The organism is Klenkia sp. AC732, assembly GCF_979256525.1.
In genome coordinates this window covers 1-22074 of record NZ_CEEDOS010000040.1, presented here as the reverse complement: position 1 = coordinate 22074, position 22074 = coordinate 1, and the positions used below count along the sequence as shown (strand labels likewise).

At 74.2% G+C, this 22074-nt stretch carries 26 protein-coding genes; 17 read left to right on the top strand and 9 right to left on the bottom strand.

What is annotated here, in order from left to right; genetic code table 11:
- Positions 1 to 14: 14 nt before the first annotated feature.
- A complete protein-coding gene (locus tag AC0IVP_RS17375; RefSeq protein ID WP_471758152.1) occupies positions 15 to 851 on the top strand; it encodes a GNAT family N-acetyltransferase in 837 nt (278 codons plus the stop codon).
- A 7-nt stretch (positions 852 to 858) separates the two neighbouring features.
- Here AC0IVP_RS17375 and AC0IVP_RS17370 read toward each other — a convergent pair whose 3' ends face one another.
- Together AC0IVP_RS17370 and AC0IVP_RS17365 are read right to left on the bottom strand one after the other, a co-directional pair.
- Complete coding sequence (locus AC0IVP_RS17370; protein ID WP_471758150.1) at positions 859 to 1746, bottom strand: serine hydrolase; 888 nt, start codon at positions 1744 to 1746, stop codon at positions 859 to 861.
- Positions 1747 to 1813: 67 nt separating this feature from the next.
- Positions 1814 to 2347 carry a YbhB/YbcL family Raf kinase inhibitor-like protein gene (locus AC0IVP_RS17365; RefSeq protein ID WP_056298520.1) on the bottom strand — a complete coding sequence of 178 codons (534 nt, stop codon included), beginning with the start codon at positions 2345 to 2347 and terminating at the stop codon, positions 1814 to 1816.
- Between the two features lie 105 nt (positions 2348 to 2452).
- Between AC0IVP_RS17365 and AC0IVP_RS17360 the strand changes: the two genes are divergently transcribed.
- Positions 2453 to 3172, top strand: a complete 720-nt coding sequence (locus tag AC0IVP_RS17360; protein WP_471758148.1) for an HAD family hydrolase — start codon at positions 2453 to 2455, stop codon at positions 3170 to 3172.
- Positions 3169 to 5532: a glycoside hydrolase family 65 protein gene (locus AC0IVP_RS17355; RefSeq protein WP_471758146.1), complete on the top strand. Its 2364-nt coding sequence runs from the start codon at positions 3169 to 3171 to the stop codon at positions 5530 to 5532. Before AC0IVP_RS17360 ends, AC0IVP_RS17355 begins: the two co-directional genes overlap by 4 nt.
- A 4-nt stretch (positions 5533 to 5536) precedes the next feature.
- On the opposite strand, the gene AC0IVP_RS17350 is transcribed toward AC0IVP_RS17355, so the two are convergent.
- Positions 5537 to 6232, bottom strand: coding sequence for a M50 family metallopeptidase (locus AC0IVP_RS17350; RefSeq protein ID WP_471758144.1), 696 nt, complete (start codon positions 6230 to 6232; stop codon positions 5537 to 5539).
- A gap of 77 nt (positions 6233 to 6309) precedes the next feature.
- On the opposite strand from AC0IVP_RS17350, the gene AC0IVP_RS17345 reads away from it, so the two are divergent.
- The 4 genes from AC0IVP_RS17345 (at position 6310) to AC0IVP_RS17330 (ending at position 8769) form a co-directional block, all read left to right on the top strand.
- Positions 6310 to 6909 carry an antibiotic biosynthesis monooxygenase gene (locus AC0IVP_RS17345; RefSeq protein WP_235564905.1) on the top strand — a complete coding sequence of 200 codons (600 nt, stop codon included), beginning with the start codon at positions 6310 to 6312 and terminating at the stop codon, positions 6907 to 6909.
- Between the two features lie 31 nt (positions 6910 to 6940).
- Positions 6941 to 7306, top strand: a complete 366-nt coding sequence (locus AC0IVP_RS17340) for a Rieske (2Fe-2S) protein (RefSeq protein ID WP_471758142.1) — start codon at positions 6941 to 6943, stop codon at positions 7304 to 7306.
- 102 nt (positions 7307 to 7408) lie between these two features.
- Positions 7409 to 8104, top strand: coding sequence for a PAQR family membrane homeostasis protein TrhA (gene trhA / locus AC0IVP_RS17335; RefSeq protein WP_471758140.1), 696 nt, complete (start codon positions 7409 to 7411; stop codon positions 8102 to 8104).
- Complete coding sequence (locus tag AC0IVP_RS17330) at positions 8101 to 8769, top strand: lysophospholipid acyltransferase family protein (protein WP_235564906.1); 669 nt, start codon at positions 8101 to 8103, stop codon at positions 8767 to 8769. The genes trhA and AC0IVP_RS17330 overlap by 4 nt, the downstream gene beginning before the upstream one ends.
- Before the next feature lie 28 nt (positions 8770 to 8797).
- Here AC0IVP_RS17330 and AC0IVP_RS17325 read toward each other — a convergent pair whose 3' ends face one another.
- Complete coding sequence (locus tag AC0IVP_RS17325; protein ID WP_471758138.1) at positions 8798 to 9088, bottom strand: hypothetical protein; 291 nt, start codon at positions 9086 to 9088, stop codon at positions 8798 to 8800.
- Positions 9089 to 9208: 120 nt separating this feature from the next.
- On the opposite strand from AC0IVP_RS17325, the gene AC0IVP_RS17320 reads away from it, so the two are divergent.
- The 5 genes from AC0IVP_RS17320 (at position 9209) to AC0IVP_RS17300 (ending at position 13393) form a co-directional block, all read left to right on the top strand.
- Positions 9209 to 9769: an isochorismatase family protein gene (locus AC0IVP_RS17320; protein ID WP_056298537.1), complete on the top strand. Its 561-nt coding sequence runs from the start codon at positions 9209 to 9211 to the stop codon at positions 9767 to 9769.
- A 59-nt stretch (positions 9770 to 9828) separates the two neighbouring features.
- On the top strand, positions 9829 to 10317 hold the full coding sequence (locus AC0IVP_RS17315) for a GNAT family N-acetyltransferase (protein WP_471758136.1): 489 nt from the start codon (positions 9829 to 9831) through the stop codon (positions 10315 to 10317).
- 4 nt (positions 10318 to 10321) lie between these two features.
- Positions 10322 to 10783, top strand: a complete 462-nt coding sequence (locus AC0IVP_RS17310; protein ID WP_471758134.1) for a tRNA (cytidine(34)-2'-O)-methyltransferase — start codon at positions 10322 to 10324, stop codon at positions 10781 to 10783.
- 18 nt (positions 10784 to 10801) lie between these two features.
- Positions 10802 to 11707, top strand: coding sequence for a 4-hydroxy-tetrahydrodipicolinate synthase (dapA, locus tag AC0IVP_RS17305; protein ID WP_471758132.1), 906 nt, complete (start codon positions 10802 to 10804; stop codon positions 11705 to 11707).
- A 1452-nt stretch (positions 11708 to 13159) separates the two neighbouring features.
- Positions 13160 to 13393: a hypothetical protein gene (locus AC0IVP_RS17300; RefSeq protein WP_157519525.1), complete on the top strand. Its 234-nt coding sequence runs from the start codon at positions 13160 to 13162 to the stop codon at positions 13391 to 13393.
- 55 nt (positions 13394 to 13448) lie between these two features.
- Here the strand turns inward: AC0IVP_RS17300 and AC0IVP_RS17295 are convergent, their stop codons facing one another.
- Complete coding sequence (locus AC0IVP_RS17295) at positions 13449 to 13898, bottom strand: hypothetical protein (RefSeq protein ID WP_235564907.1); 450 nt, start codon at positions 13896 to 13898, stop codon at positions 13449 to 13451.
- Positions 13899 to 13995: 97 nt separating this feature from the next.
- Between AC0IVP_RS17295 and AC0IVP_RS17290 the strand changes: the two genes are divergently transcribed.
- The 5 genes from AC0IVP_RS17290 (at position 13996) to AC0IVP_RS17270 (ending at position 18292) form a co-directional block, all read left to right on the top strand.
- Positions 13996 to 14772: a glycerophosphodiester phosphodiesterase family protein gene (locus tag AC0IVP_RS17290; protein WP_056298565.1), complete on the top strand. Its 777-nt coding sequence runs from the start codon at positions 13996 to 13998 to the stop codon at positions 14770 to 14772.
- Entirely contained in the window at positions 14769 to 15704 is a 936-nt protein-coding gene (locus AC0IVP_RS17285) for a lysophospholipid acyltransferase family protein (RefSeq protein WP_471758130.1), read from the top strand. Before AC0IVP_RS17290 ends, AC0IVP_RS17285 begins: the two co-directional genes overlap by 4 nt.
- Entirely contained in the window at positions 15701 to 17035 is a 1335-nt protein-coding gene (locus tag AC0IVP_RS17280; protein WP_471758128.1) for an MFS transporter, read from the top strand. The genes AC0IVP_RS17285 and AC0IVP_RS17280 overlap by 4 nt, the downstream gene beginning before the upstream one ends.
- Positions 17032 to 17772 carry a thymidine kinase gene (locus AC0IVP_RS17275; RefSeq protein ID WP_471758126.1) on the top strand — a complete coding sequence of 247 codons (741 nt, stop codon included), beginning with the start codon at positions 17032 to 17034 and terminating at the stop codon, positions 17770 to 17772. The genes AC0IVP_RS17280 and AC0IVP_RS17275 overlap by 4 nt, the downstream gene beginning before the upstream one ends.
- Before the next feature lie 172 nt (positions 17773 to 17944).
- A complete protein-coding gene (locus tag AC0IVP_RS17270; protein WP_056298576.1) occupies positions 17945 to 18292 on the top strand; it encodes an RNA polymerase-binding protein RbpA in 348 nt (115 codons plus the stop codon).
- Positions 18293 to 18358: 66 nt separating this feature from the next.
- On the opposite strand, the gene AC0IVP_RS17265 is transcribed toward AC0IVP_RS17270, so the two are convergent.
- The 4 genes from AC0IVP_RS17265 to kal all read right to left on the bottom strand — a co-directional run bounded on the left by AC0IVP_RS17265 (position 18359) and on the right by kal (position 22022).
- On the bottom strand, positions 18359 to 18877 hold the full coding sequence (locus AC0IVP_RS17265) for an FxsA family protein (protein WP_471758124.1): 519 nt from the start codon (positions 18875 to 18877) through the stop codon (positions 18359 to 18361).
- Between the two features lie 30 nt (positions 18878 to 18907).
- Entirely contained in the window at positions 18908 to 19693 is a 786-nt protein-coding gene (locus tag AC0IVP_RS17260; protein WP_056298584.1) for a polyprenol monophosphomannose synthase, read from the bottom strand.
- Entirely contained in the window at positions 19690 to 21324 is a 1635-nt protein-coding gene (gene lnt, locus AC0IVP_RS17255) for an apolipoprotein N-acyltransferase (protein WP_471758122.1), read from the bottom strand. Before lnt ends, AC0IVP_RS17260 begins: the two co-directional genes overlap by 4 nt.
- Positions 21325 to 21632: 308 nt before the next feature.
- Entirely contained in the window at positions 21633 to 22022 is a 390-nt protein-coding gene (gene kal, locus AC0IVP_RS17250) for a 3-aminobutyryl-CoA ammonia lyase (RefSeq protein WP_471758120.1), read from the bottom strand.
- Positions 22023 to 22074: the final 52 nt, after the last annotated feature.

Sequence of the window (22074 nt, the reverse complement as noted above, 5' to 3'; positions counted from 1 at the left end):
TCTAGGGTGCGGGTGTGTCGACGCGTCCCGGGGTCCTGGACCGCATCGAGCGCTACTTCGCCCTGTCCCCGCTGCCGGACTCCCCGGTGAGCCGGATCGGCGCCCTCGACGTCCCGCTGGGGGCCCCCGAGTGGCCGCACCCCGCGCGCCCGCACCCCGGTGGTGGCCCCGTGCCGCTGGCCGACGTGGAGGCCGCGCTGGCCGCCCAGGAGGCCGCGGACCTGCCGCAGGCGCTGGAGTGGTTCGCCGAGCGGAACCCGGGCCTGGGCCAGGCCGCCCGGCAGGCCGGGCTGGTCGTCGACGAGCTGCCCCTGCTGGTGGCCGTCGACACCCTGGAGGTCATGCTCCCGCCCGGCGTCCGGTACTTCCTGATCGGGGCCGACGACCCGCAGCTGGCGACCTACCAGCGGCTGGCCCAGCTCGCCTTCGCCGCCCCGACGGGCCCGCTGGCCCCCGACGAGCCGGTCACCACCTCCACCGGGGTCGCCCCGGAGCGGCTGGTCGACCCCCCGCAGCCCACCTCGGTGCTGCGGGAGCGCATCGCCGCCGGCCGCACCGTGATGATGGTGGCCGTCGAGGACGGCGAGCCGGTCGCGGTCGGCTCGCACCAGCCGGTCGACGTCGACGGCGTCGAGGTCAGCGAGATCGTCGGGGTGGCCACGCTGCCCCGCTTCCGGGGGCGCGGCCTGGGCGCCGGCCTGGCCTCCACGCTGGTCGAGCACGCCCGGGAGACCGCCGAGCTGGTCTTCCTCTCCGCCGGGGACGACGACGTGGCCCGGGTCTACGAGCGGGTCGGCTTCGCCCGCGTGGGGACGACGTACGTCGCCGAGCGTCCCGTCGAGGGCTGCTGAACGCGCCTCAGCGCAGCAGGGCGGCCGCGGCGGCGTCGAGCCCGGCGATGGTGACGTCCCAGCCGGTAGCGGCCGGGACCTCACCGAGCAGCACGACGACCGTGTCGTCGACGTAGCCCACCGAGTGCAGGTGGCGGGTGTCGGCGACGCAGCACATCCAGCCCTGCTTGGCGGCGGTGCCGGGGGTGTCCTGGGCGAGCAGGCCGAAGGACTGGTCGAAGCCGTCGGCGCCCAGTGGGGTGGCCATGGACAGCCAGAACCGCATGGTGGTGGCGTCCTCGGGGTGCGCGGTCACCGGGAGCGCGGCGAGGAAGCGGGCCATGTCGCCGGCGGTGGTGACCGTCTGACCCCACTGGCCGAGTTCGGCGGGCGGGGCGGTCGAGGTGAGCCCGTAGCGGGCTGCGGCGTCGCGGACCATCTGGTCGGCGCCCCACCGCTCCCACGCGGTGTTCATCGCCGGGTCGTCGGAGGTGATGAGCATGCTCATCAGCAGCTGGCGGTCGGCGGTGGTGAGCGTCAGCGCCCCGGAGCGCGCCCGGTGGAGCACGTCCTCGACGACGAGCAGCTTGACCAGGGAGGCCGAGTAGGTCGGGCGGTCCGCGGCGGCGTTGCCCACGGGGGCGGGGGTGCGGTCGGCCAGCGATGCCCGGGCGGACTGCACGGGGGCCACCACCACGGCCAGCGTGCCGCCGGTGCCGCTGGGGGCCAGGGCCTGGGCCCACGCGGCGTCGGCGGCGTCCACCGAGGACGCGGTCCGGATCTGTGCCTGCGCGGGGCCGGCCGTGAGGCCGACCAGGAGGGCCACGACGACCGAGACCGCCAGGAGGAGGGGCCGGGACGCCGAGAGCCCAGGCTGCGCCGACGGGTCGGGTCGCAGGTCCTGGGCTCGGCGCATGCACCGGGGTTACCCGGTGCTCAAGCGTTCACACAGTCCGACTGTGCGACCGCCCGGTGACGCGGGGTCAGCTCACCTCGAAGGTCGGGACCAGGACGGCCCGGGCCAGGGTGTGGCTGAACAGGTTGAAGCCCAGGAAGGCCGGCGTGGCGTCGGCCGGCACACCCAGGTCGTCGGTGTCGAGGGCGTGCACGACCACGTAGTACCGGTGCGGGCCGTGACCGGCCGGGGGAGCGGCACCCACGAACCCGGCGAAGCCGGCGTCGTTGCGCAGCTGGACGGCGCCCTCCGGGAGCCCGCCGTCCGCGGCGCCGGCGGCCAGCTCGGTGACCGAGGCCGGGATGCCGGCGACGGCCCAGTGCCAGAAGCCGCTGGCGGTCGGGGCGTCGGGGTCGTACACGGTGACGGCGAAGCCCCGGGTGCCCTCGGGGAACTCCGACCAGGACAGCTGCGGGGAGCGGTCCTCGCCATCCAGGCCCATCTTCCCGCTGACCTGCTCGCGGCCCAGACCGACGCCGTCGCTGACGTCGGTGCTGGTCAGCGCGAACTCGGGGACCTGGGGCAGGAAGTCGTAGGGGTCGGGCGGGGTGGGACGGGTCATGGGGGTGCTCCTCCAACAGCGGGTGGGTCGTGCCCAACCTAGGAGCCTGGTCACCCCGGCGCCCTTCGAGAGGTCGGGGTGATCACCGGGCCGTACGGTCGTCGCGTGCTGGGACTCCCTGACGCCGTCCGCGCGTGCCTGTTCGACCTCGACGGTGTGCTCACGCAGACCGCGAAGGTCCACCAGGCCGCCTGGAAGCGCGCCTTCGACGACTTCCTCCGCTCGCGCGACCCGCAGGCCGCGGAGTTCAGCGACGCCGACTACAACTCCTACGTGGACGGCAAGCCACGTCGGGACGGCGTCCGCGACTTCCTGGCCAGCCGGGGCATCGAGCTTCCGGAGGGCTCCGCCGACGACGGTCCCGACGCCGCGACGGTGGAGGGCGTGGCCACGCGGAAGAACGAGCTGGTCCTCGCCGAGCTCGACGAGCACGGCGTCCAGGTCTACGAGGGCTCGATGCGCTACCTGCGCGCCGCCAAGGAGGCCGGCCTGCCGGTCGCCGTGGTCACCGCCTCGGCCAACGGCGAGGCCGTCATCGCCGCCGGCGGGTTCGCCGACCTGGTCGACGCGCGCATCGACGGCGTCGTCACGGCCCGGGAGGGGTACCGCGGCAAGCCCGCGCCGGACACCTTCCTGGCCGGCGCCCGCGCGCTGGGGGTCCAGCCGTCGGAGGCCGTCGTCTTCGAGGACGCGCAGTCCGGCGTCGCCGCCGGGAAGGCCGGGCACTTCGGCTTCGTCGTGGGCGTGGACCGCGTGGGTCAGGCCGACGCGCTGCGCGCGAACGGCGCCGACGTCGTCGTGCAGGACCTGGAGGAACTGCTGTGACCGAGGGGCGCGCGCACTTCCCGATCGAGCCCTGGTCGCTGACCGAGGTGGGCATCGACCACGACAGCCTGGCCGTCAACGAGTCCGTCTTCGCCCTGGCCAACGGGCACATCGGCATGCGCGGCACGTTGGAGGAGGGGGAGCCCTCCGTCGTCCCGGGCACGTACCTCAACGGGTTCTTCGAGGAGCGGCCGCTGCCTTACGCCGAGGCCGGGTACGGCTTCCCCGAGGAGGGCCAGACCGTCGTCAACGTGACCGACGGCAAGCTCATCCGGCTGCTGGTGGGGGACTCCCCGCTGGACCTGGACTACGGCGAGGTGCAGTCGCACCGCCGCACCCTGGACCTGCGCGCCGGCGTCCTGCGGCGCACCACCGTGTGGCGCTCGCCCAACGGGCGCACCGTGGAGGTCACCAGCACCCGGCTGGTCTCCCTGACCCGCCGCTCCATCGCCGCCATCGAGTTCTCGGTGCGCTGCGTGGACGACAAGGGCGACCTCTACGTCGCGATCCAGTCCGACCTGCTGGCCAACGAGCTGGTGGAGAACGCCGGGTCCGACGACCCGCGCGCCGCGGCCGCGCTGAGCAAGCCGCTGCAGGGCGAGCTGCACGTCGGGCGTGGCCGGCACGCCGTCCTGGTGCACCAGACCAGGACCTCGCGGCTGCGGATGGCCGCCGGCATGGACCACGACGTCGAGGTGCCCGACAGCGCCAGCGAGGACCTCGAGGTCTCCCCGGACCTGGCCCGCTACACGCTGGCCGCGCGGCTGCCCGCCGGCTCGAAGCTCCGGCTGGTGAAGTACCTGGCCTACGGCTGGTCCTCCCGCCGGTCCTCACCCGCCGTCCGCGACCAGGTCGAGGGCGCCCTCTCGGTGGCCAAGCTGGCCGGCTGGGACCGGCTGGTCCGCGAGCAGCGCGACCTGCTGGACCAGCACTGGGCGCAGGCCGACGTGGTCATCGAGGGCGACGACGAACTGCAGCAGGCCGTCCGGGTCGGGGTCTTCCACGTCCTGCAGGCCGGGCTCCGCGCCGAACGGCAGCCCATCCCGGCCAAGGGCCTCACCGGCCCCGGATACGACGGGCACACCTTCTGGGACACCGAGACCTACGTGCTGCCGGTGCTCACCTACACCGCCCCCGAGGCCGTCCGGGACGCCCTCATGTGGCGGCACTCGACGCTGGACCTGGCCCGCGAGCGCGCCCGCGTGCTCGGCCACGAGGGTGCCGCGTTCCCGTGGCGGACCATCCGCGGTGAGGAGACCAGCGGCTACTGGCCGGCCGGCACCGCGGCCTTCCACGTCAACGCCGACATCGCCGACGCCGTCGCCCGGTACTACGCGGCGACCTTCGACGACACCTTCGACGAGCAGTTCGGCGTCGAGATGCTGGTGGAGACCGCCCGCCTGTGGGCCTCGCTGGGCCACTTCGACGACGGGCGCGGCTTCCGCATCGACGGCGTCACCGGCCCCGACGAGTACACCGCCGTGGTCGACAACAACGTGTACACGAACCTGATGGCGCAGAAGAACCTGCGCGAGGCCCGCGCCGCGGCCGCCCGGCAGCCCGCCGTCGCGGCCCGGCTGAAGGTCACCGACGACGAGCTGGACCTGTGGGGCCGGGCCGCCGACGCCATGCGCATCCCGTTCGACGACGAGCTGGGCGTGCACCAGACCAGCGAGCACTTCACCCGGCACCAGGAGTGGGACTTCGAGGGCACCCCGCCGGAGAAGTACCCGCTGCTGCTGCACTTCCCCTACTTCGAGATCTACCGCAAGCAGGTGGTCAAGCAGGCCGACCTGGTCATGGCGCTGCACCTGCGCGGGGACGCCTTCACCCCCGAGCAGAAGGCCCGCGACTTCGCCTACTACGAGGCGCGCACGGTGCGGGACTCCTCGCTGTCGGCGGCCCAGCAGGCCGTCGTCGCCGCGGAGACCGGTCACCTGGAGCTGGCCTACGACTACTGGGGCGAGGCGGCGCTGACCGACCTGCAGAACCTGCACGGCAACTCCGGGCACGGCCTGCACATCGCCTCGCTGGCCGGGGGCTGGACGGTCGCGGTCGCCGGGTTCGGCGGGATGCGGGACCACGGCGGCGCCCTGTCCTTCGCGCCGCGGCTGCCCCCTCGGCTGACCGCACTGTCCTTCCGGGTGGTCTTCCTGGGCCGCTGCCTCTCCGTCCGCGTCACCCAGGAGACGGCGACCTACCGGCTGGTGCGGGGGGAGTCGCTGACGATCACCCACCACGGCGAGCAGGTGGAGGTCACCGGCGAGGAGCTGGTGCTGCCCGTCCCCGAGCTCGGCCCGGTCGAGCCGGTGCGGCAGCCGGCGCACTGCGCACCCCGCCGCCGGGGCCGCCCCGCCTGAGGCCTCAGCGCACCAGCCACCAGGTGCCCAGCGCCAGCGCCCCGACGTCGACCAGCAGGAAGACCCCGACCCACACCAGGCCGGGGAGCCCGGTGAGCCGGGCCAGCTGGTCGGCGTCGGAGTCCGGTGCTGCCCGGCGTCGTCTCTTGGCCTGCAGCTCCCACACCGTGCGCGGCGCGGCCAGCAGCAGGAACCACACGACGACGTGGGCGAACCCGGACTGCCAGGTCACCGGCAGCCACCAGGTCGCGGCGAAGACCAGGGCCCCGGTGGCCAGCACCGACCACAGCCCGTAGAGGTTGCGGATCTGCAGCAGCAGGAGCGCCAGCAGGACCAGCAGCGCCCACAGCAGGCCGATCGCGTGACCCGAGGCCAGCAGCGCGGCCGCACCCAGCCCGATCAGACCGGGCCCGACGTAACCGGCGGCCGCCGTCACCACCATGCCCGGGCCCGTCGGGCGTCCGGCGGAGACGGTGACGCCGGAGGTGTCCGAGTGCAGCCGGATCCCGGCCAGCCGCCGTCCGGTCAGCAGCGCGGCCACGCCGTGCGCGCCCTCGTGGGCGATCGTCACGGCGTTGCGGCTGGTCCGCCAGAGGTCTCGCTGGCCGACCAGCACCAGCGCCACGGCCGCGCTGACCAGCAGCGCCCAGGCCGGCAGCGGGGGAGAGGTGGCGCTCACGCGGTCCCAGGTCTCGCTCATCGGGGCCAGCCGACCACAGTCCGCTGTGTGCGCGACGTGACACGCACGGGACACGATCACCGGGGACCCTGGAAGGCGTGACAGCGCCCGCCACCGGCACCCTGCCGGTCACCGTCTCCTTCACCCGGCGGGCCGACCCCGCGCACGCCGCGGAGATGACCGCCTGGATCCGGTCCGGGCTCACGCTGGCCGAGTCCGCGCCGGGCTTCCTGGGCGGTGGCTGGGTGCGCCCGCGCGGCGGCTCGGACGAGTGGCACATGCTGGCCCGCTTCGACTCACCCGCGACGCTCACCGCCTGGGAGGCCAGCCCCGAGCGGTCCTGGTGGCTGGGCGCCGCCCAGGGGCTGGCCCAGGTCACCCGCACCGAGAAGCGCACCGGCATCGAGGGCTGGTTCGACCCGCCGGAGAGCACCGAGGCCGTCGACCACACCCCGCCCCCCGCCGGTCCGCCGCCGCGCTGGAAGCAGGCCACCACCATCTGGCTGGTCTTCTTCCCGCTCAACCTGCTCGCGACGGTCACCCTGGGTGCGCTGCTGGCCGACGTGTTCGTCGTCTGGCGGGTGGCGGTCGTGACACTGACCCTCACCCCGCTGATGACCTACCTGCTGCTGCCCTGGATCACCCGCCGCCTCGAGTGGTGGTTGCAGGGCCGCAGTTGGCGGCACCGGCGCGGCTGAGCCCCCGTCCCGCCGGGGTAGGGGCCCGGGCATGACCTCACGTGAGCAGCGCCGGATCCCCGCCGCCGACCTCCCGCCCGGCGCCGTCCGCCGGGCCGGGCCCTGGGCCGTCGCCAACCGGGACGGCGACCTCGTCGCCACCTCCCGCCGCTGCCGGCACCAGCTCGCCGACCTGTCCGAGGGCACGGTGGACGCCGACGGCTGCCTGGTCTGCCCCTGGCACCAGGCCCGCTACGACCTGGACTCCGGCGCGATGGTCGAGGGTCCCCGCGGGTTCCTGGGCTGGCACGGCCCCACCCCCGGGTACACCGGGCTGATCCGGCTGCTCGGGAAGGTCCTGCCGCTGCGGGTGCGCCGCGCCGTCCGCCGTGGGGACGACGTCGTCGTCGAGGGCTGACCCGCACCGGCCCCCGCCGGGACCTCACCCCGGCGTGGGGTGCGGCCGTCGGGCAGACTGGCGGGCACCGCTCGAACCACCGGGCGGCCCGAGGAGGCACGCGTGACCGCCCCGCCGATCGACCCGCAGGCAGCCCTGCTCTACGACGCCCAGCGGCAGACGCACTACGTCAAGCCGCAGTGGCGGGGGTGGCTGCACCTGGTCTGGTTCGAGCTGTCCCTGGTGTTCGGGGTGCTGCTCGTCGTCGCCGCCCGCGGACCGGTCGAGACCGTCGCCGCGGTGGTCTACGTGGTGGGGGTGAGCGGCCTGTTCGGCACCAGCGCGCTGTACCACCGGGGCAGCTGGTCGGTGCGGTCCAACCGCCGGCTGCAGCGGCTGGACCACACCATGATCGTCACGCTGGTCGCCGGCACCGCCACCCCCGTCGCGCTGCTCGCCGTCCGGGGCACCGCGGGGTACCTGCTGCTGGGCCTGGTGTGGGGCTGTGCGCTGGCCGCCATCGTGCTGCACCTGGTCTTCATGGACGTTCCCGAGCTGCTGATGGGCGGGGTCTTCGTCGGCCTCGGCGTGCTCTCCGCGCTGGGCCTGCCGGCGCTGTGGGACACCGCCGGGCACGCCGCCGGCTGGCTCGTCCTCGGCGGGGGAGCGGTCTACATCGCCGGGGCGGTGGGCTACCACCTGCGCCGCCCCGACCCCCGCCCGCTGGTCTTCGGCTACCACGAGGTGTTCCACGCCGCGGTCTGCGTCGCGGCCACCATGCACTTCGCCGCCGTCGCGATCCTGCTGGCCAGCCGGTGAGCGTCCCCTGGGTGTACCGCCTGGTCATGGTCGCCAGCACCCCCGCGGTGCGCTGGTGGGGCCGGCTGGACGTGCGCGGCCTGGAGCACCTGCCGGCCGAGGGGCCGGTGGTCGTGATGCCCAACCACGACAGCGCGTGGGACCCGGTCGTCGTCGGCATCGCCGCACTGCGCCGGCGGCACCTGCGGGCACTGGCCAAGGACTCGCTGTGGAAGAACCCGGCCATCGCCTGGGTCCTGGACCGGATGGGCCAGATCCCGGTCGCCCGCGGCACCGGCGACACCGGCGCGCTCGCCGCCGCCGAGCAGGTGCTGCGCGAGGGCGGGGCGTTGGGCGTCTTCCCCGAGGGCACGGTGTCACGCGGGCGCACCATGCCGGTGCGCAGCGGGGCCGGCCGGCTCGTGCTCGCCGTCCCCGGGACGGTCGTCGTCGGCTGTCGGATCACCGGGGTCACCGACATCGTGCGGGTGCCCCGACGGCCGCGGATCACCGTGGAGTTCCTGCCGCCCACCACGGTCGTCGAGGGCGAGAGCGCGGCCGAGCTGGGTCGCCGGGTGATGACGGAGGTGCGCACGGGTGCCCCGCCGCAGATCCCGGGTCGGGCCAAGGCGCAGGTGGCGTTCCGGGAGCTGGTGGCCCGGCACGACGCCGAGCGGTCGGCCTGAGCGGTCGGCCCGAGCGTTTGGTTCTAGGTCAGACGGCCAGCAGCGGGAGGCCGAGCAGGACCACGACGGCGACCGCGACCGGCCAGCGGCCCGGCCGGCCGCGGCGCAGCTGCGAGTGCCCCAGCCCGAGGGCGGCCAGCAGCGCCAGGGCGACGGCGTCCGCGGTCCAGGTGCCGGGGTCACCGACGTGCCGGTGGTTCCAGACTATCGCGGCGCCCACCAGCAGCCCGCCGGCGGCGAGTGCGGCCTGACCGGCGCGGTCGAGCCGACCGGGCCAGCTGCGGTGGAGGGCCCGGGTGCTGACGGGCTGCGTGGTCACCGGACCAGGCTGGGTGGCCGCGGCCGCCGGTCCCAGGGGAGGACTGCTCACCGGGCCCGTCCTGTCGGTGGTCGGCGCTACGGTCGCCGCACCTGACGGCCCCGCGCTGAGGAGATCGTGATGACGACGCTGCCCGACCGACCCCGGACCGCCCTCGTGGTGGTCGACGTGCAGAACGGCGTCGTCGCCGGCGCCCCACGGCGGGACGAGGTGGTCGCGGCGATCGGCGGGCTCGTGGACGCCGCGCGCGCCGCCGACGTCCCGGTGGTCTGGGTGCAGCACTCCGCCGAGGACCTGCCGGTCGGCAGCCCGCAGTGGGAGTACGTGCCCGAGCTGCAGCGCCGGGACGCCGAGGCGCTGGTCGCCAAGACCCACGGCGACTCCTTCGAGGACACCGACCTGGAGACCGTGCTGGCCCAGGCCCGGGTGGGTCACCTGGTGGTTGCCGGCGCCCAGTCCGACGCCTGCATCCGCTCCACCATCCACGGCGCCTTCACCCGCGGGTACGACGTCACGCTGGTCGGCGACGCGCACACCACCGAGGACCTCACCGCCCACGGGGCGCCGCCACCGGAGCAGGTCGTCGCGCACACCAACCTGTACTGGGGCTTCCAGACCGCCCCCGGCCGGACCGCGGCCGTGCTGCCCGCCGCCGACATCGCCTTCGCAGGTCGGTCCTGAGCGCCCCGGGCGACCTGGTCGTACGGCCCCGCCGGCAGACCGACCTGGACCCGCTGCTGGTGATCCTGACCCGCAGCCACCGGATGCACCGGTACCCGGTGCGGGCCTCCGTCGTCCGGGCGGACTGGTTGGCTGCTCCCACCGAACTCGCCGGCGCCGTCGCCGAGTCCGCCGGCCGGGTGGTCGGGCACGTCGCCCTGCACCCGGCGGCCGGGCCGGACGGCGACGAGGGGGAGTGGACGGCGGCCCGGGGCTGGTCGGCAGCCACCGGCATGCCGCCCGAGCGGCTGGCCGTGGTGTCCCGGCTGGTCACCGACGGCTCCGTGCGCGGCGCCGGCCGGGCGCTGCTGGAGCACGCGGTGGCCACGGCCGTCGCGGCCGGCCGGGCCCCGGTGCTGCTGGTCGAACCGGACGCGGCCGCCCGGGGCTTCTACCTCCGGCGCGGGTGGCGGGAGACCGGGACGGCGCGCCAGCAGTGGGGTGACCACGTGGTCGACGCGGTGCTGATGGTCTACGACGACCCGGTCACCCGCGGCCAGGCAGACTGACCCGGTGTTCCGCATCGCCTTCCACGAACCGCGGATCCCGCCGAACACCGGCAACGCCATCCGGCTGGTCGCGGCCACCGGCGCGCAGCTGCACCTGATCGGCCCGCTGGGCTTCGACCTGTCCGACGCCAAGCTGCGCCGGGCCGGGCTGGACTACCACGACCTGGCCTCGGTGACGGTGCACGAGGGCCTGGCTGCCTTCCTCGACTCGGTGCCCGGTGCCAGGGTGTTCGCCTTCACCACCGGTGCGACCGTCCGGCACACCGACGTGGTCTACGAGCCCGGCGACGTGCTGCTCTTCGGCCCCGAGCCCACCGGCCTGGAGGAGGCAGTGCTGTCCCACCCCCGGGTGACCGACCGGGTCCGGCTGCCGATGCTGGCCGGGAGGCGGTCGCTGAACCTGTCCAACGCCGCGGCCGTCGCCGCCTACGAGGCCTGGCGCCAGCACGACTTCGCCGGCAGCTGAGCCAGCTAGATTGCCGCCGTGGAGAACCCGCCCCGCTTCGGCCGCCTGCTCACCGCCATCGCCACGGCCTTCGACGCCGACGGCGGCGTCGACCTCGCGGCGACGGTGGCGATCGCCGAGCACGTGGTGGCCACCGGCAGCGACGGCGTCGTCGTCTCCGGCACGACGGGGGAGGCGCCCACGACCACGGTGCCCGAGGACGGCGAGATCCTGGCCGCGGTGCGGGCGGCCGTGGGGGACCGGGCCGCGGTCGTCGCCGGGGTGGGCACCAACAGCACGGCGCACTCGGTGGAGATCGCCGGCCAGGCCGCCGACATCGGCGCCGACGGGCTGCTGGTCGTGACGCCGTACTACAACAAGCCCAGCCAGAAGGGCGTGCTCGAGCACTTCCGCACGGTCGCCTCGGTCAGCGACATCCCGGTCATGCTCTACGACGTGCCCGGGCGCACCGGGTCGTCGATCGCGCTGGACACCTACCGCGCGGCCCGGGAGATCCCGTCCGTGGTCGCCGTCAAGGACGCCACCGGCAACCCGGCGCACGCGGCCCGGCTGGTCGACCTGGGCTACGAGGTCTACTGCGGGGACGACGCCCTGACGCTGGGCTACCTGGCCTACGGCGCCGTGGGTTCGGTGAGCGTCGTCGCACACGCCGCCGGCCGCGAGCTGCGCGCGATGATCGAGGCGTTCCTGGCCGGTGACCACGCCGGGGCGCTGGCGCTGCACACCCGCCTGCTGCCGGCCTTCGACGCGGTGATGGGCGTGCCCAACTACGGCGCCACGACGGCCAAGGCGGCGCTGGAGCTGCTCGGGGTGCTGGGGGACCGTCGGGTCCGGCAGCCCCTGGTCGAGCTCGACGACGACGAGGTCGCCGACCTGCGGGCCGGGTTGGTCGCCGCCGGGCTGTTGGCCGACGCCATCGTCTGATCCCGCCCGGATGGGTCAGCTCAGACGAGCTTTGATCGACGGCAGCGCGCGGTCGTGGTCACCCGGGTCACCTCTGCTGTTCGGAGAAGGCTTGCCCTCTCGCGGGTCCATGAGCTCATCGGAGCAGGTCCCGGCGACCGGCGTTGTCCTGGGAGTACATGCACATGATGGCCTACCGAGCCGAACATGGGAGGTGCCCTCCGGGGCCCCTACTGTCGATGACTGGAGTACGTAATATGAATGACCTCGAAGACTGGGTTCAAGTTTCCTTTCGCGCGGAACCCAGCGACGATGTGGAACGCTTTCGAGTGGTCCATCGGAACTTTCTCCGCGCCCGGGACATCATGCTCAAGCCGGTCGACGGAGCACTACGGACAGCAAATCCGGAAGTTCGCAACTTGTTCCTCTTCCTAATTGTGCGACGGGGCGAGGAAGACGTTGAGATCACGCCAACCAAGAAGCGGAAAGGGGGGGACCATCTTTATGCGATGCACTTTGATTGGCTAGCAGGAGAGCTCCTTGATCCGACAACCGGACCCTGGATGGCAGCGTCTCATCTAGCTACTTCACTGATCGCTTTGCGTCGGGAGGGGCAGATTGCTCTCCCTTCCGGCGACGCCTTACTGCTGCAATAGCGAAGGCGGGACGACTGACGGGCACAAAGTCCGGGACCAGTCAGGCGCCGGAGGTACGAGCCGCGTGAGCCGTGGCGCCACAGGGTGGCCGCGCCCCACGCGGCCCCCTGCTCATCTAGCTAGCCCGCGGACGCTCTACCTACCGGCCTAGACCAACCAGCAGCTGACTTCTGCGCGCGGGCACCCCCCTCAGCCCCCGGGCCGTTCTGCGCCAGACGCGGTGGGAGACAGAAGAGTTGTCGCTCACTCCCGTGCCAGCAAGGACTGATCTGCCGGACGTTGGCCGCAGTCTGAGTCGAGCAGCCGAGGGCGGTGGTTGACATAATGTCGATTATCGGCGTGACAGGTGGAGGGCCGGGAGGGGTGGCCCACCCGACGTCTGGGTGCTCCGACGGACCGTGACGTCGTCGCCCGCCGACTGCGCGTCGGTGCTCGCTCGTCGGTGCTCGCTCGTCGGCGGTCAGCTCGCACGCGCACCAGCTTGCGCCCGGTCCGTCGAGTTCGGTCGTCCTGGTGGTGTCCGTCCCCGTGTGCGGCGCCCGTGCGGCTCTGCGCCCGCGCCGTCGACCGCCGCGGGCGTCGACCGTCGATCACGATCGCCCACCGTGCCCGGCGTCGTCGGCCGTCGACCTCAGGCCTCACCGGTGCCAGACCTTCTACGCCGGGCCCACCGAGCCCCCGGTGGGCGACGCCGCGTCCGGGCGCCACTCCCCTCGGTCCACCGGGACAGACCACATAAGGTCACAGTGACGAATACAGGTGACGGCAGGTGGGTGTCGAGGGCGCGACAGACGGGCGGGTCGCCTACGCTCACAGCATGCAGATCCGCCGTCCCGTCGTCTCCGTCCTCGCCGCTCTGGCGCTCTTCGGCGGCGGCGCCGCCCTCACCGGGTGCAGCGACACCGAGGGTCTGGGGCAGCGCTCCGGCACGCCCAAGGACGGTGCCAGCAACCTGTCCGGCAACGACCCGACCAGCGTCGAGCAGGGGTCGGTCTACAACCACGGCAACGAGAACCCGGACTCGGGCGACGTCCCCTCCGACCCGGACTGACCTGCCCCTCGACCTGGTTGCGTCACGCTGACGCAACCAGGTCGACCAGCGGCTCTCAGCCGGCGTTCTTGCCCGACAGCCACAACCGGTCCAGGCGCCCGGTGGAGCGGATCAGCTCCGACAGCGCCTTCTCCAGCTCGGCCTTCGTGGGCTTCTCGGTCATCAGGGTCTGCACGTCCTCGAGGGCACAGCGCAGCTGGAACAGCCGGTCCTGGAGCCCGTCGAGCTCGGTCCGGGTCACCAGCACCACATCGGGCGACAGGCCGGCCTTCGCGGTCGCGGACCGCTGCTCGTAGGCGCGCTGGCGGCAGGCCTGGCCGCAGTACAGCCGAGGCCGCCCCACGGACTCCTGGGCAGGCAGGACGCTGCGGCACCAGCCGCACCGGCGTTCCTCGACCTCGGCCGGCGCGCGCCGGCGGGAGCGGCGCACCCGGACGGTCGACGTCGGGTCCGCCACGGACTCCGCGGACGCCGTCCCCGGCACCGCCAGCTGCTCTGCCACCACGTCGCAGACCGTAGACGGATCATCACCCGGAGCTGCCGGGACACGCCCGGGGACCCCCGGCAGGCATGGGCTCCACGGGCCGTCCTAGCGTGTCGCCGTGCCCGGCTCGCGCTTCGCCTACCTCGACGCGCCGACGCCTCTGGCGATCGCCCACCGCGGCGGGGCCATCGAGCACGTCGAGAACACCCAGCCGGCCTTCGAGGCTGCGGTGGCCCTGGGCTACCGGTACCTGGAGACCGACGTCCGGGCCACCGCCGACGGCGTCCTGGTCGCCTTCCACGACCCCACGCTGGACCGGGTCACCGACCACACCGGCCGGATCGACGCCCTGCCCTGGAGTGAGGTGTCCACCGCGCTGATCGGCGGCCGGGACCCGATCGTGCCGCTGGAGGACCTGCTCACCGCCTGGCCCGACGTCCGGTTCAACATCGACGTCAAGGCCGCCGGCGTGCTGGCCCCGCTGGCCCGGCTGATCCGGCGCACCGGGGTGCTGGACCGGATCTGCCTGGCCTCCTTCTCCGACGCCCGCGTCGCGGCCGCCCGCCGGCTGCTCGGCCCGGACCTGTGCACCTCGCTGGGGCCCAAGGGCGTCGCCGCGCTCCGGCTGTCCTCCTACTCCCCGCGTGCCGCCGGGCTGGTCCGCATCCAGGCCGGCTGCGCGCAGGTCCCGTTGCACCTGGGCGGTCGGCCCCTGGTCGACGAGCGGTTCATCGCCGCCGCACACGAGCGCAGCCTGCAGGTGCACGTGTGGACCGTGGACGACCCGGCCGAGGTGGACCGGGTGCTGGACCTGGGGGTCGACGGCGTGATGACCGACCGGCCCAGCATGTTGCGCGAGGTGCTCACCCGCCGGGGCGCCTGGAGCGCGACGTGAGCCTCCGGGACCGGCTGCTGGCCTGGCGTCCCACGCCACCCCCGCTGCCCGCCGACCTCGCCGACCAGGTGGCCGACTCCGACCCGGACTGGTTCGCCCGCGAGCTGGCCATCGCCGCCGCACCGCCGTGGTGGGGGTGGCGGGCGCTGCTGCGCACCGTCTCCCCCGCGGTATCGCTGTTCGGCCGGGTCGTCATCACCGGGGAGATCCCGCCCGAGCTGCGGGACGGGCCGCTGATCCTGGCCGGGAACCACATCGGGGACTACGACTCCTTCGTCATCGGCGCCGCCTTCCACCGGTTGGGCGTTGCCCCGCGGTTCATGGCCACCGGCGGCATCATCGGCGCCCCCCTCGTGGGCGCGGTGCTGGAGCGGTCCGGCGGGGTCCGGGTCGAGCGGGGCACCGACGTCGCCGCGCACGCCCTGCGCGTCGTCCGGGTGGCCCTGGACCACGGTGGCCACATGGCCGTGTACCCCGAGGGCCGGGTCGGGCTGGCCCCCGACGGGTGGCCCGAGAAGGGCCGCACCGGTCTGGCCCGGCTGGCCCTGGAGACCCGGGTGCCGGTGCTCCCCATCAGCCAGTGGGGAGCCCACGAGGTCCTGCAGTACGCCAACGACTGGGGCAAGCTGCGCACCCTGGCCCGCGCGCTGTGGCGCCAGCCGGCCCTCCGGGTGCACGTCGGACCGCCCGTGCCGCTGGAGGACCTGGAGGCCGGTCGGGTCGGTGACGCGCACCGGGCCCGGATGCGGATCACCGCGGCGATCACCCGGGGGCTGGTGCCGCTGCGCGCCGGCGAGCCCACCGACCGGATCGCCTTCGGAGACCCCACCCGGCCGACCACGGCCGTCGCTGCCTACCCGGGAGGACGCGTGCCCGCCGACGTGCCCGGTGCTGGACCCGCCCCGTCCCCGCCTGACACCCTGCGGCCGTGACCCACGCCCCCAGCGCGCCCCCGGTCGACCGCGCCCTGCGGCGCGAGCGCACCGGCTGGTACTCCTACGACTGGGCGATGTCGGTGTTCAACACCAGCGTCACCACCGTCTTCCTCGGGCCCTACCTGACCTCGGTGGCCCGCGACGCGGCCGGCCCGGACGGCGAGCTGGGCTTCCTGGGCATCGACCCGGGCAGCTGGTTCTCCTTCGTGCTGTCGTTCTCCGTCGTCGTCCAGGTCGTCGTCCTGCCGGTCACCGGGGCGATCGCCGACCGCACCGGACGGCGGCGCGAGCTGCTCGGCGGGTTCGCCGCGCTGGGCGCGCTGTCCTGCACGGGCCTGTTCTTCGTCTCCGACGGCCGCTACCTGCTGGGCGCGGGGCTCTTCGTGCTGGCCAACATCAGCTTCGGGGCCGCCACCGTCGTCTACTACGCCTGGCTGCCCGACCTGGCTGCACCCGACGAGCGGGACAGGGTCTCCAGCCGGGGCTGGGCGGTCGGCTACGTCGGCGGCGCCCTGTTGCTGGCCGTGCACCTGGTGCTCTACGTCTCCCGGGACTCCCTGGGTCTCACCGAGGGCGAGGCGGTGCGGATCTGCCTGGCCACCGCGGGGCTGTGGTGGGGCACCTTCACCGTGTTCACGGTGTCCCGGCTCCGCAACCGGCCGGTGGCCGCCGCCGTGGGCCGGACCGGGAGCGGGTTCAAGCAGCTGGCCACCACGCTCAGGGAGATGCGGGCCTTCCCGCTCACGCTGTGGTTCCTGGGCGCCTACCTGCTCTTCAACGACGGCGTGCAGACCGTCATCTCGTTGTCGGCGCTCTACGCCACCGAGGAGCTGGGCCTGGACCAGTCGGTGCTCACCGGCGCGATCCTCATGGTCCAGGTGGTCGCCATCGCGGGCGCCCTGGGCCTGGGCCGGGTCGCGGCCCGCTACGGCGCCAAGCGCACCGTGCTGGGCTGCCTGGTCGCCTGGACCCTGGTGCTGGTCGCCGCCTTCACCCTGCAGGAGGGCGCCGCCGCCCAGTTCTACGCCCTGGCCGCGGTCATCGGGCTCGTGCAGGGCGGCACCCAGGCACTGTCCCGCTCGCTGTTCAGCCACCTCATCCCGCTGGGCAAGGAGGCCGAGTACTACGGCTTCTACGAGATCAGCGACCGCGGCACCAGCTGGCTGGGCCCGCTGGCGTTCGGTCTGACCTACCAGCTCACCGGCTCCTACCGGCTGGCCATCATCAGCCTCGTCGTCTTCTTCGTCGCCGGCTTCGTGCTGCTGGCCCGGCTGCCGATGCGCCGCGCCGTCCTCGAGGCCGGCAACACCCCTCCGGAGCGTCTGTGACCCCCTCTCCCCTGCCGCCGTTCGTCCCCGTCGCCGGCGACCGCCGACGGCACGCCGCCCCGGCGCACCTGACCTTCTTCCACGGCCCGATGGACTGCGGGAAGTCCACCCTGGCCCTGCAGGTCGACCACAACCAGAGCCGGCAGGGCCGGCACGGCCTGCGGCTGACCCAGGGCGACCGGTCCGCCGCCCCGCAGATCAGCAGCCGGGTCGGGCTGTCCCGCGAGGCCGTCGAGCTCGACCCCGACGTCGACGTCCGGCTGCTGGTGCGCGGGCGCTGGGCCGACGGGCACCGGGTCGACTACGTCATCGTCGACGAGGCCCAGTTCCTCACCGGTCGGCAGGTCGAGCAGCTGGCCGAGCTCGTCGACGAGTCGCACGTCGACGTCTACGCCTTCGGGCTGACCACCGACTTCCGCGCCCAGCTGTTCACCGGCACGCGGCGCCTGTTCGAGCTCGCCGACGACGTCCAGCGGATCCAGGTCGAGGTGCTGTGCTGGTGCGGCCTGCCCGGGCTGCTCAACGCCCGGGTCGTCGACGGCGCGATGGTGCGTGAGGGCGAGACGGTCGTCGTCGCCGACACCGTGGCCACCCCCACCGCGGGGGACGACGTGAGGTACCAGGTGCTGTGCCGCCGACACCACGTCCGCGGGCAGCTCGGCCCCACCCCGACCGGTCCCGGACAGCTCACCCTGTCCGGGGAGAGGGTGGCTGACCACGAGGTGTCCGTGCGATGATGGGCGACTGACGAGACGGAATCTCCGTCCGACTTCCGTCGTTGGTCCTCCTGACTCCCCCGGACGACACCGCCGCACCGATGACCTCGGTCGCGCGTGCAGTGGTCACCGGGTGGGCAGACACCGTGGGACCACGTCACGGACCGACACGAGCACGAGAGGACGGTGTGCCATGGGCGAGCGTTCCCTGCGCGGCAGCCGACTGGGCAGCGTCAGCTACGAGACCGAGCGCAACACGGCGCCGATCGAGCGGCAGTACGCCGAGTACCGGTGCCCCCAGAACCACGTCGTGACGGTGCCGTTCGCCGACGACGCCGAGCTCCCCGACACCTGGGAGTGCAAGTACGACGGCGCGCCCGCCAAGCTGGTGGGCGGCGCGGAGCCGGCCCCCAAGAAGGTGAAGCCCCCGCGCACGCACTGGGACATGCTGCTGGAGCGTCGCAGCGTCGACGACCTCGAGGAGGTCCTGGCCGAGCGCCTCGACGTCCTCAAGAGCCGCCGCACCCGCGTCCCCAGCTGAGCGACAGCTGACAGCAGAACGGCCCCGGTCCACCAGGACCGGGGCCGTTCTGCGTCCGGGCCGGGCTCAGCGCTCGGGGCTCGGCTCCCCCACGACGCTGCCCTCGACGACGCTGCCCTCGATGACGGCCGGGCCGCGGGTGCTGGTCGTGCGGTGCGGGCCGTCGGTGGTGAACTCCGCCGTCCGGGTGCTGCGGACGTGCACCGGTCCGCGGGCGCGGTCGGGCAGCCTGTTCAGCACGGCGCGGGCGATCAGCGCGCGGGGCAGCTTGCGGGTGCCCGGCAGCAGGCACAGCAGGCCCAGCAGGTCGCCGATGAAGCCGGGCAGGACCATCAGCAGGCCGCCGGCGGCGATCAGGCCGGCGTCCCCGAGGACGGTGCCCGGGGCGCGGTGCTCCTGGGCGCGCAGGCGCAGCTCGGCGAGGGTCTTGGTGCCCTGCCGGGCCAGCAGGACCCAGCCCAGCGCGCTGGTCGCCAGGGTGGCCAGGATGGTCCAGCCCACCCCGATCCACGCTGCGACGGCGATGAAGACCAGGACCTCGGCCAGTGCGCCCAGGCCCAGTGCGGTGCGCAGTCGGCTGCTCATGTGCTCCCTCTCTCCGGCCGCAGGCGGAGGTCAGCGACCCCCGGCGACCTGCGATCGTGCCGGTACCGGCCGGGACACCCGACCGGGCAGCCGGTCGGCCACCCGGTCCAGGACACCCCACCAGGTGACCCGGGCCAGTGCCTCTCCAACGATCGAGGAGCTCATCTTGCTCCTGCCCGCGGCACGTTCGGTGAAGACGATCGGCACCTCGACCACCCGGGCCCCGCTGCGGACCGCCCGCCAGGCCCAGTCGACCTGGAAGCAGTAGCCCTGGCTGGCCACCTCCTCGAAGGGCAGCCGGGCCAGCAGGTCGGCCCGCGCGGCCCGGAACCCGCCGGTGGCGTCGGTGAGGGGCAGCCGCAGCGCCCACCGGGTGTAGACGTTCCCGACCCGGGAGATGGCCAGCCGGAACCACGGCCAGTCCTCGACCCGGCCGCCGGGCAGGTACCGGGAGCCCAGCACGAGGTCGGCGTCCTCCAGCGCGGCCAACAGGTCCGGCAGCTGCTCCGGCGGGTGCGACCCGTCGGCGTCCATCTCGACGACGACCGGCCAGCCCTGGGCCCGGGCCCAGGCGAAGCCGGCGACGTAGGCCGGGCCCAGCCCGGACTTCTCGGTGCGGTGCAGCACGTGCACCCGCTCGTCGGCCTGCGCCAGCGCGTCGGCGAGCGCGCCGGTGCCGTCGGGTGAGCCGTCGTCGACGACCAGCGCGTGCGCGGTGGGGACGGCGGCGTGCAGCCGGTCCAGCACCCCGGCCAGGCTCTCGACCTCGTTGTACGTGGGGACGACGACCAGCACGCGGTCGCTCGGGGAGGTCACGCCGGGGTTCGTCGCAGAGCCCGGCGGCGGATGACCCCCGAGCCCACGACACCGGCGAATGCGGCGACACCCAGTGCGGTCAGCACCCACTCCGGTCCGGCGCCGACGCGGGAGGCGAGGGTCCGACCGTCCCGCTGGGCGATCTCCTCCACGAAGGTCGCCGCGGTGAACAGCCCGGAGCTGCGGACCAGGGTGCCGTCGGGGGCGATGACGGCGCTGATCCCGCTGGTGGAGGCCATCACGACCGACCGGCCGAACTCGACGGCACGCAGCCGGCCCATGGCCAGCTGCTGGGGGCTCTCGTCGGTGTAGCCGAAGGTGGCGTTGTTGGTCTGGACGACCAGCATGGTGGCCCCGGCGTCGACGACGTCGCGGACCAGGCCGTCGTAGGCGACCTCGAAGCAGATGACGTCCCCGATGCGGGCGCCGCCGACGTCCAGGGTGCCCACGCCCTCGCCGGCGGCGAAGTCGTTGCGGACCAGGTCGACCTGGGAGCTGAAGAACCGGAAGAAGTCGCGGTGGGGGATGTACTCTGCGAAGGGCACCGGGTGGCGCTTGACGTAGGTGTCCCCCGGCCCGGTCTCGGGGTCCCAGACGATCGCGGTGTTGCTGAGGAACTCCCCCGGGCCGCTGACGACTGCACCGACCAGGATCGGGGCGCCGATGGCGCGGGCGGCGGTGCTGATGGCCGCGGCCGCGTCGGCGTTGCGGTAGGGGTCGATGTCGGAGCTGTTCTCCGGCCAGACGACGAGGTCGGGCTGGGCCACCTCGCCGGTGTCGACCTGCAGCGCCAGCGCCTGGGTCTCCCGCACGTGGTTGTCCAGCACCGCCCGGCGCTGGGCGTTGAAGTCCAGGCCGGCCCGGGGCACGTTCCCCTGGACGACGGCGACGACCCGGGTGGGTCCACCCTCGGTCAGCGAGGCGCCGGGCAGCGGCAGCGCAGCGACCCAGCCCAGGACCGGCACCGCGAGGGCGACGACGACGGCCGCGGCCCCGGCGCGGACGGCGGGCGCGCGCAGCGCGTCCGTGCGGCGGGCGCGGAGGAGGGCGAGGACCGCGGCGGCGAGCAGCGTGCCGGTGAGGGCGACGGCGAAGCTGACCAGCGCGGTCCCGCCGTAGGCGGCCAGCCCGGTGAAGGGCCCCTCCGCCTGGCTGAAGGCCAGCCGTCCCCAGGGGAAGCCGCCGAAGGGCCAGCGGCCGCGCACGGCCTCCTGGCCCACCCAGAGCGCTGCTGCCCACAGCGGCCAGCCGCGGACGCCGGCGGTGACGGCGAGCGCGCCGCCCAGCACCGCGACGTAGAGCGACTCGGCGGTGGCCAGCGCCAGCCAGGGGAAGGACCCGACGTAGACGCCGGTCCAGGACAGCAGGGGGACGAAGAAGGCCAGGCCGTGCACGAGGCCCAGCCAGAGCCCGGTGCGGAAGCGGGTGCCGTGGACGGCGAGCGACAGCGTCGCCGGCCCGACCAGAGCCAGCCAGGAGAGGTCGAAGCCGGGGAACGCGAAGAACAGGGCGAGGCCACCGCCCGCGGCCAGCAGCGTGCGGCCCAGCAGCGCGGTGGCCGGGCGGCGGGTGCGGGGGGTGTCGTCGTCGGCGGGCGGGACCGCCCGTTCGACCGTGCCGGTCGCTGCCACTGCCGGCACTCCCCTCGCTGGTCCGCGCCGGGCGGCGCGGGACCACCAGCATCCCACCCGGGGGGCGGGGGCCGGCGTCAGCTCCCCGGCGACGGCACCCCGCGCCTTCGGGCCGTCGGACCGGACGCCGGTTGCGTCCGCACCCGTCGTTGTCTGGTGGCGCGGGGTGCCGCCCGGGTGGCCCCGAGACAGGTCGGGACCGCATCGTGCGAGCGGTCAGACCCTAGGAGCCGACACGCCGGACGGACAGGTCATCGGGACACCAGCGGCAGGCCGTGACCAAAATGTGACCGAGTCGCTGCCGTGCGTCACGACGCTTCCGGCACGACGAGGGTGGCGGTGGCCTCTACCACGCGGAGCGGCGGGTCCAGCACGCCCGCCGCCGACGGGCCCCGCGCGGGCTCCGCGCGGGCGACGACGTCGGCCCAGCAGCGCAGCGTCCGGCTGCGCCGGCCGACCCGGACCACCTCGCAGGAGGCCTCCAGCACGTCGCCGGCCTGCACCGGTCCCAGGAAGCGGACCTCGCTGTACCCGGCGAGCAGCCCCTCGTCGCCGTCCCCGACGACCGCGACCTCGGTGGCGACGTCGCCGAACAGGCCCAGGGTGTAGGCGCCGTCGACCAGCGAGCCGCCGTAGTGGGCCTGCGCGTGCGGCACGTACCGGCGGTGGGTGACGGTCAGTCCGACGGTGGCGCTCACGCGGCGGTCTCCTCGGGGCTCTCCCCCGCCGCGGTCTCCGCCGACGCCGACG